This is a genomic window from Pseudomonas frederiksbergensis, assembly GCF_003732665.1.
Classification (GTDB): domain Bacteria; phylum Pseudomonadota; class Gammaproteobacteria; order Pseudomonadales; family Pseudomonadaceae; genus Aquipseudomonas; species Aquipseudomonas frederiksbergensis_G.
In genome coordinates this window covers 55045-73023 of sequence record NZ_MOBP01000013.1, presented here as the reverse complement: position 1 = coordinate 73023, position 17979 = coordinate 55045, and the positions used below count along the sequence as shown (strand labels likewise).

The 17979-nt window shown below is 59.2% G+C and carries 15 protein-coding genes; 3 read left to right on the top strand and 12 right to left on the bottom strand.

Annotated features, from left to right (window positions below; all coding sequences use genetic code 11):
- Positions 1 to 112: 112 nt before the first annotated feature.
- From gltP to BK665_RS20715, 4 genes are all read right to left on the bottom strand, one after another.
- Positions 113 to 1444: a glutamate/aspartate:proton symporter GltP gene (gltP, locus tag BK665_RS20735; protein ID WP_123408509.1), complete on the bottom strand. Its 1332-nt coding sequence runs from the start codon at positions 1442 to 1444 to the stop codon at positions 113 to 115.
- Positions 1445 to 2146: 702 nt separating this feature from the next.
- Positions 2147 to 2611 carry an inhibitor of vertebrate lysozyme family protein gene (locus tag BK665_RS20725; RefSeq protein WP_123408508.1) on the bottom strand — a complete coding sequence of 155 codons (465 nt, stop codon included), beginning with the start codon at positions 2609 to 2611 and terminating at the stop codon, positions 2147 to 2149.
- Between the two features lie 2 nt (positions 2612 to 2613).
- Complete coding sequence (locus BK665_RS20720; protein WP_003177151.1) at positions 2614 to 2778, bottom strand: DUF1328 domain-containing protein; 165 nt, start codon at positions 2776 to 2778, stop codon at positions 2614 to 2616.
- Between the two features lie 81 nt (positions 2779 to 2859).
- A complete protein-coding gene (locus BK665_RS20715; RefSeq protein ID WP_123408507.1) occupies positions 2860 to 3147 on the bottom strand; it encodes a hypothetical protein in 288 nt (95 codons plus the stop codon).
- A gap of 439 nt (positions 3148 to 3586) precedes the next feature.
- Between BK665_RS20715 and algB the strand changes: the two genes are divergently transcribed.
- Together algB and BK665_RS20705 are read left to right on the top strand one after the other, a co-directional pair.
- Positions 3587 to 4933, top strand: coding sequence for a sigma-54-dependent response regulator transcription factor AlgB (gene algB, locus BK665_RS20710; RefSeq protein WP_123408506.1), 1347 nt, complete (start codon positions 3587 to 3589; stop codon positions 4931 to 4933).
- Between the two features lie 10 nt (positions 4934 to 4943).
- The gene (locus BK665_RS20705) at positions 4944 to 6728 is read left to right on the top strand and encodes a KinB sensor domain-containing domain (protein ID WP_123408505.1); all 1785 of its coding nucleotides are present in this window, start codon (positions 4944 to 4946) and stop codon (positions 6726 to 6728) included.
- Between the two features lie 7 nt (positions 6729 to 6735).
- On the opposite strand, the gene BK665_RS20700 is transcribed toward BK665_RS20705, so the two are convergent.
- The 7 genes from BK665_RS20700 to BK665_RS20665 all read right to left on the bottom strand — a co-directional run bounded on the left by BK665_RS20700 (position 6736) and on the right by BK665_RS20665 (position 14037).
- On the bottom strand, positions 6736 to 8349 hold the full coding sequence (locus tag BK665_RS20700) for an EAL domain-containing protein (protein WP_123408504.1): 1614 nt from the start codon (positions 8347 to 8349) through the stop codon (positions 6736 to 6738).
- A 76-nt stretch (positions 8350 to 8425) separates the two neighbouring features.
- Complete coding sequence (locus BK665_RS20695) at positions 8426 to 9208, bottom strand: N-acetylmuramoyl-L-alanine amidase (protein WP_123408503.1); 783 nt, start codon at positions 9206 to 9208, stop codon at positions 8426 to 8428.
- A gap of 103 nt (positions 9209 to 9311) precedes the next feature.
- Positions 9312 to 11357, bottom strand: coding sequence for a GGDEF domain-containing protein (locus tag BK665_RS20690; RefSeq protein ID WP_123408502.1), 2046 nt, complete (start codon positions 11355 to 11357; stop codon positions 9312 to 9314).
- Complete coding sequence (locus BK665_RS20685; RefSeq protein ID WP_123408501.1) at positions 11354 to 12232, bottom strand: endonuclease/exonuclease/phosphatase family protein; 879 nt, start codon at positions 12230 to 12232, stop codon at positions 11354 to 11356. The genes BK665_RS20690 and BK665_RS20685 overlap by 4 nt, the downstream gene beginning before the upstream one ends.
- A gap of 14 nt (positions 12233 to 12246) precedes the next feature.
- Positions 12247 to 12888, bottom strand: a complete 642-nt coding sequence (locus tag BK665_RS20680) for a thiol:disulfide interchange protein DsbA/DsbL (RefSeq protein WP_123408500.1) — start codon at positions 12886 to 12888, stop codon at positions 12247 to 12249.
- A gap of 200 nt (positions 12889 to 13088) precedes the next feature.
- Positions 13089 to 13700: a c-type cytochrome gene (locus BK665_RS20670; RefSeq protein ID WP_123408498.1), complete on the bottom strand. Its 612-nt coding sequence runs from the start codon at positions 13698 to 13700 to the stop codon at positions 13089 to 13091.
- Positions 13701 to 13746: 46 nt separating this feature from the next.
- Positions 13747 to 14037, bottom strand: coding sequence for a c-type cytochrome (locus BK665_RS20665; RefSeq protein WP_123408497.1), 291 nt, complete (start codon positions 14035 to 14037; stop codon positions 13747 to 13749).
- A 191-nt stretch (positions 14038 to 14228) separates the two neighbouring features.
- On the opposite strand from BK665_RS20665, the gene yihA reads away from it, so the two are divergent.
- Complete coding sequence (gene yihA / locus BK665_RS20660) at positions 14229 to 14879, top strand: ribosome biogenesis GTP-binding protein YihA/YsxC (protein ID WP_123408496.1); 651 nt, start codon at positions 14229 to 14231, stop codon at positions 14877 to 14879.
- 294 nt (positions 14880 to 15173) lie between these two features.
- Here the strand turns inward: yihA and polA are convergent, their stop codons facing one another.
- The gene (gene polA / locus BK665_RS20655) at positions 15174 to 17945 is read right to left on the bottom strand and encodes a DNA polymerase I (protein WP_123408495.1); all 2772 of its coding nucleotides are present in this window, start codon (positions 17943 to 17945) and stop codon (positions 15174 to 15176) included.
- Positions 17946 to 17979 lie beyond the last annotated feature (34 nt).

Here is a 17979-nt window from a genome sequence, read left to right as displayed (position 1 = left end):
ACCCCGTCCTGTAGGAGCGAGGCTTGCCCGCGAAGGCGGTGTGTCAGTCAACACAGATGTTGAATGTACCGGCCTCTTCGCGGGCAAGCCTCGCTCCTACAGGGGGGTGTAATCAGCTCTTGGAGATTTCACCCGCCGGCAGTTTTTCCTTGCTGCGCCAGTGCGGCAGGGAGTTCCAGTAGCGCTCGCCCTTGGCGTCGTCGTACATGCCTTCCCAGCGCGAGATAACCAGCACGGCCAGGGCATTACCGATCACGTTCAACGCGGTACGCGCCATGTCCATGATGCGGTCGACACCGGCAATGAACGCCAGGCCTTCCAGCGGAATGCCGACGCTGCCCAGGGTGGCCAGCAGCACCACGAACGACACGCCCGGTACGCCGGCGATGCCTTTGGAGGTGACCATCAGGGTCAGCACCAGCAGCAATTGCTGGCTGATCGACAGGTCGATGCCGTAGAGCTGGGCAATGAAGATCGCCGCGATGCTCTGGTACAGGGTCGAACCGTCGAGGTTGAACGAGTAACCGGTCGGCACCACGAAGCTGCAAATGGCTTTCGGCGCGCCGTAGGCTTCCATCTTCTCGATCACGCGCGGCAGCACGGTTTCGGAACTGGCGGTGGAGTAAGCCAGCACCAGCTCATCCTTGAAGATGCGCATCAGCTTGATCACCGAGAAGCCGAACAGCTTGGCGATCAGGCCCAGCACCACGAAGGCGAAGAAAGCGATGGCGAAGTAAACCAGCACCACCAGTTTGGCCAGTGGCAGCAAGGAGGCGAAACCGAAGTTGGCCACGGTCACCGCGATCAGGGCGAACACGCCGATTGGCGCGTAGTTCATGATCATGTGGGTGACTTTGAACATGCTCTCGGACACGCCCTGGAACATCTTCACCAGCGGCTCGCGCAGGTCCGATTGCAGGCTCGACAGACCGAGACCGAACAACACGGAGAAGAAGATGATCGGCAGCATCTCGCCGCGGGCCATGGCCGCGAAGATGTTCGACGGGATCAGGTTAAGGATGGTTTCGATGAACGCGTGTTCATGCTGAACCTCGGCGGCGGTGGCCTGGTACTTGGAAATATCCACCGTACCCAGGGTGCTCATGTCGATGCCGGTGCCTGGATGAACCACGTTCGCCAGCACCAGACCGACCAGAATGGCGATGGTGGTAACGACTTCGAAGTAAAGGATGGTTTTGAGGCCGATGCGCCCGAGCTTCTTCGCGTCACCGACGCCAGCGATACCTACCACCAGCGAGGAGATCACGATCGGGATCACGATCATTTTGATCAGACGGATAAAGATATCGCCCGCAGGTTGCAGGACGTTGCTGATCCACCAGGCTTTTTCGGCACTGAAATGGTTGAGCAGCGCACCGATTGCTATCCCCAATACCAGACCGATCAGGATCTGCCAGGCGAGGCTAAGCTTTGCCTTCTTCATATCATTACCCTTACTTCAGTTTGACTCGGGCAGATGCGCGAACTGGAACGCTCATTGGCGGAAAAGTCTGTGCATCTGCCCCCGTATAAAGTGCCCGCAAGCGCGTAAGCACGGCTCTTCGGCAGGCGAAAAAAGGCGCAACTATTCCGATGCAAGGAAGCGACGTCTAATGCCGTAAACGCCTACCCTATGCCGAATCGGCATGAGCTTTTTCAAATGAAACTGGCGTCCCAACCGGTTCGAATACGACATTTCGGCAGGCATAAGTGCCGTGAACCGGCCATTTCAGCGTAGGTTGGTTGTTTTTTAAACAGGGTGATTCCGACTAAAACTTGGGAAAAATCCTACGTTTAGCGGCGAATAGTTGTCGGACGAAAGTTGCAGGTTTCTCGATATACGGTCGCGAAGAAACACCGCGAAACGGATTTGCGGGGAATATGCAGCAGGAGGGATTGAGCGAAGTGCTCTAGATCAACGTTTTGCACGTTGAAAGCCTGCGCAAGTCCGTCGAGCCACCTGGGGCCGGCGAACCTGCGTCGCAGCTTTTACACACCTGACCCGGCCCTTGCGCAAGCACTCCATGTGCCCGTAGGTCACTCCGACCCTGAAACAGTCAGAACGTCCCGACCCCTTGGTCATGCGCCTGCCTTCCTCGGGTGGCGCATTGGAAAGAAGCAAGGCTGCTCCTTTCTTGTTTCAAACTCAGTACCAGTTCGGATCTTTTTTCAGTTGTTCCATCAACAGGTCCTGCATGCCCTTATCCGGCTTCCCGAGGAAACGGTAATCGGCATGGCGCGTGGGTGACTTGTCGGCGGGCAGACCCGCAGGCACTTCAACCAGCATCGCGTAGGCATCCTTCTTGTCGAAGCTGAAGGCGACGATCAGGCGTTGGTTCTTGCACGTCTGCTCTGTTTCGCACACCGGCCCGACCAAATACTTATCGCCATCTTCAGTCACAGCCGTCATTTGCTCGGAGGTGCCGCTCAGGTTCATCACCCATTCCGGCAAACGCTCTTCCTTCTTGACCACTTTTGACCAGGTTTCGCGGTACTGCGGGTCCGATGTCAGCAACTCGTTGGCCCGCGCCTGGCCATCATTGGCCGCCATAGCCATGGCACTGCCGCCCAGAAGCAGGGCGGCTGCCAGTGTCTTGAACAAAACGCTCATAGTCAGCCTCGACCGCGACGGCCGAAGAAGAACGATGCAATGAACATCACCAGGAACACGACGAAGAGAATCTTGGCGATACCCGTGGCGGTGCCCGCGATACCACCGAAGCCCAGTACGGCGGCGATGATGGCAATGATCAGGAATGTGATTGCCCAACTCAACATGGTGATTCTCCTTACGCTTCTAATTTAGAGGTGATGCGGGTGGTGCTTTTCCCGGCGCAACCATCGCGCCAAGTTCATTCTTTAGAACACCCAACGTTCCTGATGGGGCATCTGATCCACAGGCTGGGCCTGGTCGACGTCCATCATGCGCATCGGGGCGCTGTCAGCCAGGTTGCTGCTGACGGCACTGAAGTGGGTCTGGGTGGCGTGTTGAATCGACAGGCGTGGCGCCTCTGGCTGCTGGCTCAGTTCCCAACGGGCGAACTGCTGGCCGCCGATCAATGTGATCGTGAGGGCGAGCATCGCGAACAGGCCCTGCTGGATATGCAGTGGCGAGATTCGCAATTGGGCGGCACGTTGGCGATTCATCCTGTAGCTCCTCCACCTGGGTGGTCATCTTGTTGAAGGCGTTCATTCCGTGAATGCCTTGCGTTAACAAGACTATTGCAGCCTGCATGCCAGCTTTTTGTTTGAAAAAATATCAATAAAATCAACAAGTTATAAATATGATGAAAATCGTTTCGCACGCATCCTGCACGATGCGGTCGTGAGGGTCGTGCGTAATGCACGAAAGATCCGAAGGAACTTTCAAATTTTTTGAATTGCGAGGAGGGCTCGGATGTCGGACGTTCACGTAGGCAATCGCCGAAAAGTTTGTTTTTCTATAAAAAACCAACGAAATCAGGCTATTAATGAGTAAGGCAGCAGATAGCTACACTGCCGGGGCTGGAATGGATCAGAATCAACCATGCAACTTGCCCGATTTTCTCGGGCCTAACCAAAATCATTCAGAAAGGAGCGTAGGAAAATGGAATCAGCCACTGAGCATCAAGGCCGCATTCTGCTGGTAGACGATGAGTCCGCCATCCTTCGTACCTTCCGTTATTGCCTCGAAGACGAAGGCTATACCGTTGCCACCGCCAACAGTGCCGCCCAGGCCGATGCGCTGTTGCAGCGTCAGGTGTTCGACCTGTGCTTCCTGGATTTGCGCCTGGGCGAGGACAATGGCCTAGATGTGCTGGCGCAGATGCGCATCCAGGCACCATGGATGCGCGTGGTGATCGTCACCGCCCATTCCGCCGTGGATACCGCTGTCGATGCGATCCAGGCCGGCGCCGCCGATTATTTGGTCAAGCCGTGCAGCCCCGATCAATTGCGCCTGGCCACCGCCAAGCAACTGGAAGTGCGCCAGCTCTCGGCGCGCCTGGAGGCCCTGGAAGGTGAAGTACGTAAAACCAAGGATGGCCTGGACTCCCACAGCCCGGCGATGAAAGTTGTACTGGAAACCGCCCGGCAAGTGGCTGGCACCGATGCGAATATCCTGATCCTCGGCGAGTCCGGGACCGGTAAAGGTGAACTGGCCCGGGCGATTCACGGCTGGAGCAAGCGCGAGAAAAAATCCTGCGTCACCATCAACTGCCCGTCCTTGACCGCCGAACTCATGGAAAGCGAACTGTTCGGTCACAGCCGTGGTGCGTTTACCGGCGCCAGTGAAAGTACCCTGGGTCGAGTCAATCAGGCCGATGGCGGTACGCTGTTTCTCGACGAGATCGGCGATTTTCCGTTGACGTTGCAACCCAAGTTGCTGCGCTTTATCCAGGACAAGGAATATGAGCGTGTTGGCGATCCGGTCACCCGACGCGCCGATGTGCGGATTCTCGCGGCCACCAACCTCAATCTTGAAGACATGGTCCGCGACGGTCGTTTCCGCGAAGACCTGCTCTATCGCCTAAACGTCATCACCCTGCACTTGCCACCGTTGCGCGAACGTAGCGAAGACATCCTGACGTTGGCAGACCGTTTCCTGGCGCGTTTCGTCAAGGAATATGCGCGTCCGGCCCGGGGCTTCAGTGATGAGGCCCGGGAAGCGCTGCTCAGCTATCGATGGCCAGGCAACATTCGTGAGCTACGCAACGTGGTGGAGCGGGCGAGCATTATCTGCCCGCAGGAACGTGTGGAGATCAGCCACTTGGGCATGGCCGAACAACCGGCCAACAACTCGCCTCGGGTTGGCGCCGCGTTGAGCCTGGATGAACTGGAAAAGGCCCACATCGGCGCGGTGCTGGCCACCGCCGGCACCCTCGATCAGGCAGCCAAGACCCTGGGCATTGATGCTTCGACCCTGTACCGCAAACGCAAGCAGTACAACCTGTGAGCATCATCCGATGAAACTGGCGATGAAGTTGCGGACCCGGCTGTTTCTCAGTATCTCCGCACTCATCACCGTCGCGTTGCTCGGGCTATTGCTCGGGCTGGTCAGCGTGATGCAGATGGCCGGCAATCAGGAGGCGCTGGTCCGCAATAACTTCGTCACCCTGGATTTAGGCCTGAAACTGCGCCAGACCCTGGGCGATCAGCTGATCATCATGCTCAGCGAGAAACCTGATCCAGCGGCATTCGAGGCCTCCAAGCAGCATTACTTCCAATTGCTCGATGAAGGCATTGCCCATGAAGTGGATGGCTCTCAGTACGGTTTCAGTGAAGCCAAAGCGGATTACCTGAGTTTTCTTCAGGCTTTGAGCGAGGCCCGCGATCCGACCCATGTGTTGAGTGGCAATGAAGTACTGACGGAGAAATTCAACGCGTTGCGCAACGGCTTGATCGCCGAACACAAGCGTGCGCTGGACAACATCAACGAGACCCAGCGCAAGGCCCGGGATCGGGCGTTGCTGATCGCCGGTCTGCTGGGGCTGGTGGGGTTGGCGGTGTTGATCATCGGTTTCGTCACGGCCCATGCAATTGCCCGGCGTTTCGGCGCACCGATCGAGGCGCTGGCCCAAGCGGCCGACAACATTGGCCAAGGCAACTTCGAAGTGACCCTGCCGATCTCCTCGGCGGTGGAAATGAACCAGTTGACCAAGCGCTTCGGGATCATGGCCGAGGCCCTGCGTGAGCATCAGGCAACCAATGTCGACGAGTTGCTCGCCGGCCAGCAGCGCTTGCAGGCGGTGCTCGACAGCATCGACGACGGCTTGCTGATGATCGACCGCGAAGGCTACCTGGAACACCTTAACCCGGTGGCGCAACGACAATTGGGTTGGGACACCGACCGTCTCGGCCAAGGATTGGGCTCCGCGCTCGAACGCCCCGAACTGGATGAACAACTGCAATTGGTCTTGCGCGGTGGCACCCTGGAGCGGGCGCCGGAAGACCTGGCAATTGAAGTCGATGGCGAGTCGCGGCTGCTGACCTACAGCCTGACCCCGGTGAGCCATACCCAAGGGCATATCCTTGGCGCGGTGATGGTGTTGCATGATGTCACCGAACAGCGCGCATTCGAACGGGTGCGCAGCGAGTTCGTACTGCGTGCCTCCCATGAACTGCGCACGCCGGTCACCGGGATGCACATGGCGTTCGGCCTGTTTCGCGAGCGGGCGAAATTTCCACCGGATTCCCGCGAAGCGGACTTGCTCGATACCGTGAACGAAGAAATGCAGCGCTTGATGCAACTGATCAACGACCTGCTGAATTTCTCCCGCTACCAAAATGGCTTGCAGAAACTCACCCTGGGGCCGTGCTCCATAGAAGATTTGCTGGAGCAGGCACAGGGGCGCTTCGCGGCGGCGGCCGCCGAGCGTGGCATCGAGCTGTTGGTGGAAGTGCAGGGGCCGCTGCCGCGCTTGCAGGCTGACCAGGCGCAACTGGATCGCGTGCTCGACAACCTGATCGACAACGCCTTGCGCCATACCGCCGAGAAGGGGCAAATCCGCTTGCAGGCCCGGCGCCATGGCGAGCGGGTGATCATCAGCGTCGAAGACAATGGCGAAGGCATTGCCTACGGCCAGCAAGGGCGGATTTTCGAGCCGTTCGTGCAGGTCGGTCGCAAGAAGGGTGGCGCCGGGCTCGGGTTGGCGTTGTGCAAGGAAATCGTGCAACTGCACGGCGGGCGGATGGGGGTTTATTCGCGGCCGGGGCAGGGGACTCAGTTCTATATGGCGCTGGCGGTGTAAACCGTTATTACGCTTCATCATCCAGGCGTCGGCCCTTCAATCGGCGACCTCGGGTGATCAGTTCAATGAATTGCACCGCGCTCAGCGCATGGGCGAACAACCAGCCCTGACCGAACTTCACACCCTCGCTACTGAGGAACGCCGCTTGGGCTTCATGTTCGATGCCTTCGGCAATCACCTTGAGTTGCAGGGCCTGGGCCATGTGGATGATGTGCGGGGCTACGCCGCTGCTGGCGGCGTCATGGCCCAGGGCGTCGATAAACGCCTTGTCGATCTTCAGGCAATCCACCGGCAGGGTTTGCAGGTAGGCCAGGCTGCAATAGCCGGTGCCGAAGTCGTCGATCAGCACCTGATGCCCGACATCGCGCAACGCTTGCAGGTTTTCCCGAGCCACCACCACGTCGATCAAGCCGCGCTCGGTCACCTCGAAGGCAATTTGTTTGGCCGCGACCCGGTGCAGGGTCAGCAGCCGCGCCATCACGGGGCCAATACGCGGCACCATCACATCGCAGGCCGCCAGGTTGACCGAGATGTACAACTGAGGATTGGCCCGCAGCAGTTGCCCCAGTTGCTCCAGCAGCCGCTGCAACACGAAGTCGGTCATCTGGCGGATCTGGCCAGTGTTTTCCGCCATGGGGATAAACAGGTCGGGGCTGGTCAGCGTGCCGTCCGGCCTGCGCCAGCGCAAAAGGGCTTCGGCACCGACGCAATTACGACTGTCGAGGTCGAAGATCGGTTGATACAGCACCTGCAACTCGCCTCGGCGTATGGCGCCTTGCAGTTCGGCGTCCAGCGACTGACGCTGACGCACCAGCAGAAACACCAGGAAGCCGACGATAACTCCCAGCGCCAGGCTCGCTGGCAGCAGCCACCACCAGACCGCCGGCACATGCATGGCGGTGCGCGGAGTGATCAGTACCAACTGATATTCCGGATTATTGGTGGGCATGCGGTAAATCAGGCGAGTCTGAGTCACCTGCAGGGCATCAAGACTTTTCGGCGGCCAGGGTTCCGTGGGCGGCCAGGTCTGCTCGACGCCAAGTACCGGGATCGCCCGCTTGCCGTGGTCGAGCACCACGAGAAGGCTGCTGCCAGGGGAGAGGTCGACCATGTCGGTCAAATGCCCGCGAGAAGTCGCTACCCGGAAATTGCCACGACTGAGCATCAGCGCGGCGCGGTTTTCATCGGGTTCGGTGGTGGTGTTCAGCCAATAACTGTAAATGGGGCCTTTGATGTCCGACGGCCGAATCATCGACACCCCTTCCTGGCGGGGGCGGTTGGAGCAAATCCGGGTGCCGTCCATGTAGGCGGCTTCGTACACGAAGCGATAACTGAAGCTGATTTGCTGCAAGGTCGCGATCATTTCCTCGTCGCATCTTCGCAGCGGTTGGGCTTCCAGATCATCGAGGCTTTCGCGTAACTGCCCGAACATCTGCTCCAGGCGTGCGAGAAAGCGCTCGCCTTGGGCATTCATTTCCAGGCTTTCATTCTGCTCGACTTGATGCATCGCCATGAACAGACTGCCGGCCATCAGCAGCGTTGCGCTGAAGACAGCAGCCATCATCGCCAAAAACCAGGGGCGATAGAACCAACTTCGCAACCTCTCTCGAGTAGCAGCCATTTGGGAACATCCGAAGGATTACCAATGAGTTATAGCTGCTGATTGAGAAAACGCGCTGACCGTCGGGCGGGCGTCATTATTTTGTCTGATTAAGTAACAGCAGCATGGCCGCGGTTTGCGCATCCGGCACGCCGTCGAAGCGGGAAGGGCGGTAATGCATCTGGAAGGCTGCCAGCACATGCCGCGTTGCCACGTCGAGTTCCCCGGTTTGCGGCGTCGCATAGCCCAGGCGCGCCAGCTCTTCCTGGAACCAACCGATGCTCGGCAACTCGACCTCGAATTGTACTTGCCGACGCGCAACTGCCTGTTCGTTGGGCCAAATACCCAAGCCTTCGGCGGCCAGGCGTTTCCACGGGAACAGCGGGCCTGGATCGAGCTTGCGCAGCGGGGCGATGTCGCTATGGCCGATGATGTGTCGTGGGCTGATGCCATTGCGCTTGCTGATGTCCTTGAGCAGGACGATCAGGGCCTGCACCTGGGCTTCGCTGTACGGATACCACAGGCGCCCGCCGGTAGGGGTCTCGCTGAAGCCCGGGTTGACGATCTCGATGCCGATGGAGCTTGAGTTCAGCCATGTGCGACCCTGCCATTCGCTTTCCCCGGCGTGCCAGGCGCGAAGGTTTTCATCCACCAGTTTGTAGATGGTCGCGTTTTTGTCGTCGCCGATCAGGTAATGAGCGCTGACTTCGCCGTGGGTCAGTAACTGCAGCGAACGTTCCAGGGAGGCATTGGTGTAATGCAGCACCACGAATTGCACGCGGCTGTCGAAGTTGGTGGAAGGGTGGCTGGTGTCGAAGCGCGGACCGCTGGCACAACCGGCCAGCAGCAGAAGCGAGGCAATGAGGGTAAGAAATTTCATGGCAGAAGACGTTACACGGAAGACGATAATGCAACAGTGTAACGTAATGCCTTGGGCGAAGAAGGCAAAAGCGCCGCTTTAAACAAAATGGAACAATTGGCCGTTAGTCGATTTCCACTCGGTTGCGTCCGGCGTTTTTCGCCCGGTATAACGCCTGATCGGCTCTTTTAAGCACCATATCGCTGTGTTCGCCCGACTTGAACGCCGCCAATCCCATGGAAATAGTCACCGTCACTCGCTCGCCCTTGAAGTGAAACGGGCAGGCTTCAATCGACGCACGCAGGGTTTCCAGCAGTTTTGCCGCCGCGGCCGGCACCGTCGCCGGCATCAACAACACGAACTCTTCACCGCCGAAACGGGCAATGAAGTCCGAACCACGCAGGCGTTTGCGCAGCACGCTGGCGATGATTTTCAGCACTTTGTCCCCCGCCAGGTGGCCGTAGTTATCATTGATGCGTTTGAAATGGTCGAGATCGAGCATAGCCAGCATCAAGGTGTTGCCGTGCTGCTTCCATTGGCCGATTTCGTGTTCGAGCCGTTCGCTCCACGCCGCACGGTTGGGCAGGCCGGTCAACGGGTCGATCAGGGCTTTCTGCCGCTGTTCTTCCAGGTGTTCGCGGTAGCCCAGGGCTTCCTGCTCCATGTGCGCAACCCGTTCAGCCAGGCTTTGCAAGCGTGCGGCGACTTCTTGCTCGCGCTCGTCGCGCTGCTTCTGGTGCTGGTCCATCGTGCCGAGCAGGCCTTCGAGATGGTTTTCCAGGACGTGCTTGAGGTCTTCCAGGTTGGCGGCGTCTTGCATGCTGGTTTGCAGGCCGTCTACCTGCTCACGAATCTGCGTGTCCATCTCCCGTGCGGCCGAGCGGTTGTCCGCATGGCCAGCGCTGGCGGCTTGCAGATTGCTTTGAAAAGACTCGAGGCGCTCATTGAGCTGCTGCAAATACGCTTCGAATTCATGTTGGCCGCTGTCGGTGATCGCCAGCATCAATGTCGCCAGATCGTCGAGGATCGGCAGCAGTTCGTACCAGTTCAAGCCATTCTGAAGACGTTCACGCATCGCCTCGGCTTGCGGGCGATGGCGTTCCGGCAGGGTCAGGTCGTCGAGCAGCCCCAGCAGCGTCTGTTCGATGTGCGTGGCCACGAAGCTGTAGGACGGCTCAGGTGAGTCCGGCAGGGCGTAGAGGATATCTTGCTCAGGTTGTTCCGGGTCGATGGCGGCCAGCGCCTCGGCCATGACGGAAGGCAAGGGCAGGGTGTCGAGCAATACCGGTATTTGCGGGTGGATCGCCGGGGTCAGCTCGTCCGGGTTTATGGCGGGTTGAACTGGCGCGATGGCTTGGACTTGTTCAGGGGCCGGCTGCTCGGTTTGAGCTTGAGAATGTACTGTGTGCGGCTCAAGAACCGGTGGGACAAATGCCACGACTTCCGGTGCCGGTGTTGTCTGCGGTGGCGCTGGTGGCTCTGGAACGACGATTGAGTCCGGCGCAACCGGGGCTGTCACCGTTTGCGGCGCAATGCTGACTGGCGCGGCTTCGGCCTTTATTTGCGGTGCTTCGGGGGCGGCAGCGGTTTGTTGGACCGGCGGCGGTACGTCGGGGGCGGCGACCGGTGGCGCAGCCTCTTCCGCTTCCCGGCTGCCGAACAACCGCTGCAACAAGCCAGGGCGTCCCGGTTCTGCAGGGTGTTCCAACTGGTTCAGTGCTTTGCCTTGAAGGCCGCTCAGTTCACTGAGCAGCAATGGAATCTCGCGGGCCTGGCTTACGCGCCCATCCAGTTGCTTGGCGAAGGTCTTGAGTGGCCGGCTGACTTCCCGAGGCAGTGGCAATGCCTGGAGCTGCGAGACCAGTGCGTTCAATGCAGCGCTCACTTGATCAGCCCGGGTTTCGCGGCGCTGCTCGGAGTCGAGTACGGCTTTTTCCAGGCGCGGCAGCAATGCGGCGAGGCCGGCGTCCATGTCATCGGTGCGCACCACTTCGCGCATTTCCTTCATACATAGATCAACGGCGCGGTCGGTGCCCTCTGCCGCCAGGGTGCTGCGCACGAGCCCGCGACGCAACAGGTCGAGCCGGGCATCCCAGCGCCGTTCGAGTTTTTCCTGTTGTTCGATGCTTTTGAGGTACTTCTCTTTCCAGCGCTGTGCTTCGTCGCTCATTCATGGGATCCGCGAGGGGCAGGACTCAACGCGGGGAATGCATCGGCCGTGAGCGAACCCGGCAAACGAATCTCTACCGCGACCGGCAGGTGATCGGAAATCGGTTGTGCCAGCACTTCGACCTTTTCCAGGGTCAGGGTCGGGCTGAGCAGAATGTGGTCCAGGCAGCGCTGGGGGCGCCAACTGGGGAACGTCGCTTCCAGTTGCGGCGCCAGCAGGCCGAGGTCGCGCAACGGGGAGTTTTGCAGCAAGTCGCTGGCGTGGGTGTTCATGTCACCCATCAGTACCTGATGTTTGTAGCCACCGATCAATTCGCGGATGTAGGCCAGTTGCAGGCTACGCACACGGGCGCCGAGGGCCAGGTGCATCATCACGACCACCAGCGCCTCCGGACCTTCGCCGAAGCGCACCAGGATCGCGCCACGGCCCTTTGGCCCCGGCAGAGGGTGATCCTCAATCGCCCACGGGCGCAGGCGGCTGAGCACGCCATTGCTGTGCTGGCCGAGGCGACCGAGATTGCGATTGAGTTGTTGATACCAGTAGGGGAAGGCGCCCAGTTGGGCCAGGTGTTCGACTTGGTTGACGTAGCCTGATCGCAGGCTGCCGCCATCGGCTTCCTGCAAGGCGACCAGATCGAAGTCGCCCAGCAGGTTGCCGATCTTTTGCAGGTTGTCGGCACGCCCGGTGTGAGGCAGAAGGTGTTGCCAGCCCCGGGTCAGGTAGTGCCGATAGCGCTCGGTACTGATGCCGACCTGGATATTGAAGCTGAGCAGGCGCAAACGGCTGTCTGCGGGCAGGCCCGTCGATTCCAGGTGATGCGTGTTGATCTGCGGTTCATGCAGACCAACGACGCGTTCAGTACCCCAGCGGCGCATGGCAGGGGCCGCGCTTAGTTGGCGGCAGCCTTGTTAGCCGCTCGCTCTTTGTCGACCAGTTTGTCGGCCAGTTGCAGGGCTTGCTCGGCACCGCCGGCGGAACCCACGTCGAAGCGATATTTGCCGTTGACGATCATGGTTGGAACACCGGAGATCTCATACTTCTTCGCCAGCTCTTTGGCCTGGACGATCTTGCCCTTGATGGCGAAGGAGTCGAACGTGGCCAGGAACTTGTCCTTGTCTACGCCTTGGGTGGCCAGGAAGTCAGCCATGTCATTCTTGTCGATCAGTTTTTTGTGTTCTTTCTGGATTGCGTTAAACACCGCAGCATGGACCTTGCTCTCGACGCCCATGGCTTCCAGGGTCAGGAACATTTGACCGTGCGCGTCCCAAGGGCCGCCGAACATGGCAGGGATGCGGACGAAGTTGACGTCGGAAGGCAGTTTTTCAACCCATGGATTGATCACGGGCTCAAATGCGTAGCAGTGCGGGCAGCCGTACCAGAACAGCTCCACGACTTCGATCTTGCCAGGGACAGCCACCGCAACAGGGTTGGTCAGTTCGACGTAAGGGGCGGCGGGTGCTTCAGCGGCTTGTGCAGTCATGCCGAACAGGCTGGCAGCGACGAGTGCGGCGCTGATGATCAGATTACGCATGCTTTACTCCTGGACAAATTGGGTCGCCTCGCGCGACCTGTTTTCAGACAGGTCCTGGCGGGCTTGAGTTCTGTAGTGTAACGGCAGCGGCCACAAAAAAGGGCGGCCTAAGCCACCCTTTTTATACTTGCTGCGACAGATTAATAGAGCGTTAACGTTGCAGGAGATGTACGCCTCGCGCAACGCTTGATCCGCCGGCCTTAGTGCAGGCCTTGAATGTAGCTCGATACCGCTGCAATTTCTTCATCGCTCATTTTTTTGGCGATGGTTTGCATGATTTTGGTATCGCCGTCGTTTGTGCGGCCGCCTTCTTCCTTGCGGAAGTCGGTCAGTTGCTTGGCAATGTATTGAGCGTGCTGGCCACCCAGGTGAGGGAAGCCGGCGGCGGCGTTGCCTGTGCCATTTGGCGAGTGGCAACCGGTACAGGCCGGCATGTCCTTGGCCAGGTCGCCACCACGGAACAGTGCTTCACCGCGAGCCACGACTTTCGGGTCGGCGGCGCCAACGCTGCCTTTCTGGCTGGCGAAGTAGGCGGCGATATCGGCCAGGTCCTGATCGCTCAGGTTGGTCAGCAGGCCGGTCATTTCCAGTACCGTGCGCTTGCCGGACTTGATGTCGTGCAACTGCTTGTTCAGATAACGCTCGCCCTGACCTGCCAGTTTCGGAAAGTTAGGCGCCATGCTATTGCCATCCGGGCCATGACAGGCGCCACAGACTGCGGCTTTCGCCTGGCCAGCTGTTGCATCACCTGCAGCATGGGCAATGCCGGAGATCCCCACGGTCAACAGCAGACTCACGATCAATTTGTTCATCAGCTAATCCAACTACGGCTAAGGGTTAAAGAGTTATGGGCCGGGTTTACTCGCTCATCCAGCGGATGATGGCTTGGTAATCCTCGGCACTGCAGTCCATGCACAAACCACGCGGCGGCATCGCCTTGAAACCCTGGGTTACGTGTTGCACCAGCGTCTCCATACCTTTCGCCAACCTCGGCGTCCAAGCTTCCTGATCGCCCTTTTCGGGCGCCATGGGTAGTTGGCCGGAATGACAGGCACCACAAACACGGTTGTACACAGCTTCCGGATCCTGTGTAGCCTGAGCGCTGTAAAGCGGCATCAAGACACCGGCAGCTAGCAGCCATTTCGTCATAAAACGACCTTTTCAGGGTAGAGAGCGTTCTGCGTTCTAGTGCGCAATCAAGGTCTTTCGCTCTCGTGAACTTCATCCTACGCTGGGACAAAGCGCACACAAAATCTGCGGCATTATATACTGGCGCTACTGAAACGGAAACGACACCGCTTGCCGCGTCCATTCCCGGCGCCGCCCACATCGGAAATCCCATGCAACTCAAGAACCCCATCCTCGGCCTGTGCCAACAGTCCACCTTTATGCTCAGCGCTGCCAAAGTCGACCAATGTCCGGACGACGAAGGCTTTGAAGTAGCCTTCGCCGGGCGTTCCAACGCCGGTAAATCCAGCGCGCTGAACACCCTGACTCACGCCAGCCTGGCGCGGACCTCGAAAACTCCGGGTCGCACGCAGTTGTTGAACTTCTTCAAGCTAGACGATGATCGGCGTCTGGTCGACCTGCCAGGCTACGGTTATGCAAAAGTACCTATCCCGCTGAAGCTGCACTGGCAACGTCACCTGGAAGCTTATCTGGGCGGTCGCGAGAGTTTGAAAGGCCTGATTCTGATGATGGACATCCGCCATCCGATGACTGACTTCGACTTGCTGATGCTCGATTGGGCGGTCGCCAGCGGCATGCCGATGCACATTTTGCTGACCAAGGCCGACAAATTGACCTACGGCGCGGCGAAAAACGTCCTGCTCAAAGTGCAGGCCGATATCCGTAAAGGCTGGGGCGATGCGATCAGCATCCAGTTGTTCTCGGCGCCAAAACGCATGGGCCTGGAAGACGCCTACACTGTATTGGCAGGCTGGATGGAATTGGCGGACAAGGGCACCGAGGTTGCCCAGATTGCCGAGTAGGACTTTTCTACAGGCAAAAAAAACCCCGGACTTCGTATGGGGAGGGGGAAGTTCCGGGGTTCAAGTTCCGGACCGCTAGGGCGGGGTCCAGATATCTGCCAACACTTAACACAACATAGGAGCATCGAAGGGCTTCACCAGCCATTCAGTAACTCTGAGTGGCGATTCGGGAGATTAGTTCAGAATATTTTCAAATGCCTTTGGAATAACACGGCGCATTTTTCGGACTAAGCACCCTTCGACCCTATTCTGCCGCGGCACAATACCGCAGCAGAAACCCCCGGTTTAGACGGCTCAGTGAGCCTCATCCCAGTTATTACCCACGCCCACTTCCACCAACAGTGGCACGTCCAGCGTCACGGCGTTGCTCATGTGTGCGCGAATTTCTTCACGCACCTGATCGACCAGATCCTCACGCACCTCGAGCACTAATTCATCGTGTACTTGCAGGATGACTTTGGCGTCCAGGCCCGAGGACGTCAGCCAGTTATCCACCGCCACCATGGCTTTTTTGATGATGTCCGCCGCCGTGCCTTGCATCGGCGCGTTGATCGCCGTGCGTTCGGCGCCTTTGCGCAGGGCCGGGTTTTTCGCGTTGATCTCCGGCAGATACAGTCGACGGCCAAAGATGGTTTCGACGAAACCCTGCTCGGCCGCCTGGGTGCGAGTGCGCTCCATATACTCAAGAACGCCGGGATAGCGGGCGAAATAACGGTCGATGTACGCCTGGGATTGCTTGCGGTCGACGCCAATCTGCTTGGCCAGACCAAACGCGCTCATGCCATAGATCAGGCCGAAGTTGATCGCCTTGGCGCTGCGCCGCTGATCGGTGGTGACGTCGGCCAGTTCAACGCCGAAGACTTCCGCCGCCGTGGCCTTGTGCACGTCCAGATCGTTGCGGAAGGCGTGCAGCAAACCTTCGTCCTTGGCCAGGTGCGCCATGATCCGCAGTTCAATCTGCGAGTAGTCCGCCGCCAGCAGTTTGTAGCCTGGTGGCGCGATGAAGGCCTGGCGAATCCGCCGACCTTCAGCGGTGCGGATCGGGATGTTCTGCAGGTTTGGATCGCTGGAGGACAAGCGCCCGGTGGCCGCGACCGCCTGGTGGTAAGAGGTGTGGATCCGCCCGGTGCGCGGGTTGATCTGCTCCGGCAAGCGGTCGGTGTAGGTGCTTTTGAGCTTGCTCATCGAGCGGTACTGCATCAGCACCTTGGGCAGCGGGAAATCCTGGTCGGCCAGTTCCGCCAGCACAGCTTCGGCGGTCGAGGCCTGGCCCTTGGCGGTTTTGCTGAGGACTGGCAGGCCGAGTTTTTCGTACAGGATCGCGCCCAATTGCTTCGGCGAGCCGAGGTTGAACTCTTCGCCGGCGATGGCATAAGCCTCGCGTTCCAGTTCAACCATTTTCTTGCCCAACTCAACGCTCTGCACGCCCAGCAGCTTGTCATCGACTAACGCACCCTGGCGCTCGATCCGCGCCAGCACCGGCACCAGCGGCATTTCGATTTCGCTCAACACCTTGCTCAGGCTCGGAATCGCATTGAGTTTGGCCTGCAAGGTTTGGTGCAGGCGCAGGGTTACGTCGGCGTCTTCGGCGGCGTAGGGCCCAGCCAACTCCAGGGCAATCTGGTCAAACGTCAGCTGCTTGGCGCCCTTGCCGGCGATGTCGGTAAAACCGGTGGTGGTGTGATTCAGGTACTTGAGCGCCAGGCTGTCCATGTCGTGGCGGGTCGCGGTGGAATCCAGCACGTAGGATTCGAGCATGGTGTCGAAGGCGATGCCTTGCACCGTGATGCCGCAGCTCTGATCGCCACCGATGGCGCAGTTGGCCAGGATGTTCATGTCGAACTTGGCGTGCTGGCCGACCTTCAGTTTGCTCGGATCTTCGAGGATCGGTTTCAGTGCGCGTAGCACGGTGTCGCGGTCCAGTTGTTCCGGTACACCCATGTAGGAGTGGGTTAACGGAATATAGGCCGCTTCATTGGCTTGTACCGCGAACGATAGACCCACCAGTTGCGCCTGTTGCGCATCGATGCCGGTGGTTTCGGTGTCGAAGGCAAACAGCTTGGCGTCGTTCAGCTTCTTCAGCCAGAGGTCGAAATCCGCCTGGGTGAGAATGGTTGTGTACTTGAGTTCAGCTGCGACGGCCGCTTCTTCAACGACTGGCGCAACCACTTCCTGGCCGGAACGCTTGGCGTCGCGCTGGTTGTCTTCAAACCAGCTCTTGAACTCCAGCAGGGTGTAGAGCTCGGCGAGTTTGTCGTGATCCGGTTGGCCCATTTGCAGGTCATCAAGGCCGATGTCCAGGGGTACGTCGATCTTGATGGTCGCCAGCTTATAGGAGAGGAATGCCATCTCCTTATGCTCTTCGAGCTTGGCCGGCAGGGTCTTGGCGCCGCGAATCGGCAGGGTCGGCACGATATCGAGCTGCGCGTAGAGCTCGGTCAGGCCGCCATTCACGCCGACCAGCAGGCCGGAAGCGGTCTTCGGACCGATGCCCGGAACACCCGGGATGTTGTCGGACGAATCGCCCATCAACGCCAGATAATCGATGATCTGCTCGGGAGCGACGCCGAATTTCTCCTTCACGCCGTCCACGTCCAGCGCGCTACCGGTCATGGTATTGACCAAGGTAATGTGGCCGTCGACCAGTTGCGCCATGTCTTTGTCGCCGGTGGAGATCACCACCGGGCGGTCGGCTGCCGCGCTGCTGCGGGCCAGGGTGCCGATCACGTCATCGGCCTCGACGCCTTCGACGCACAGCAATGGGAAGCCCAAGGCGATCACGCTCTGGTGCAGCGGCTCAATCTGCACGCGCATGTCGTCGGGCATGCTCGGGCGGTTGGCCTTGTATTCGGCGTACATGTCATCGCGAAACGTCCCACCCTTGGCGTCGAAAACCACGGCGAACGGGCTGTCCGGGTACTGCTTGCGCAGACTCTTGAGCATGTTCAACACGCCTTTGACCGCACCGGTCGGCAGGCCTTTGGAGGTGGTCAGCGGTGGCAGCGCGTGAAAGGCGCGGTACAGGTAAGAAGAACCGTCCACCAGGACGAGGGGGGCTTGGCTCATGAGCACGATCAACCTTTTCGGCGGGTCCGGCGCT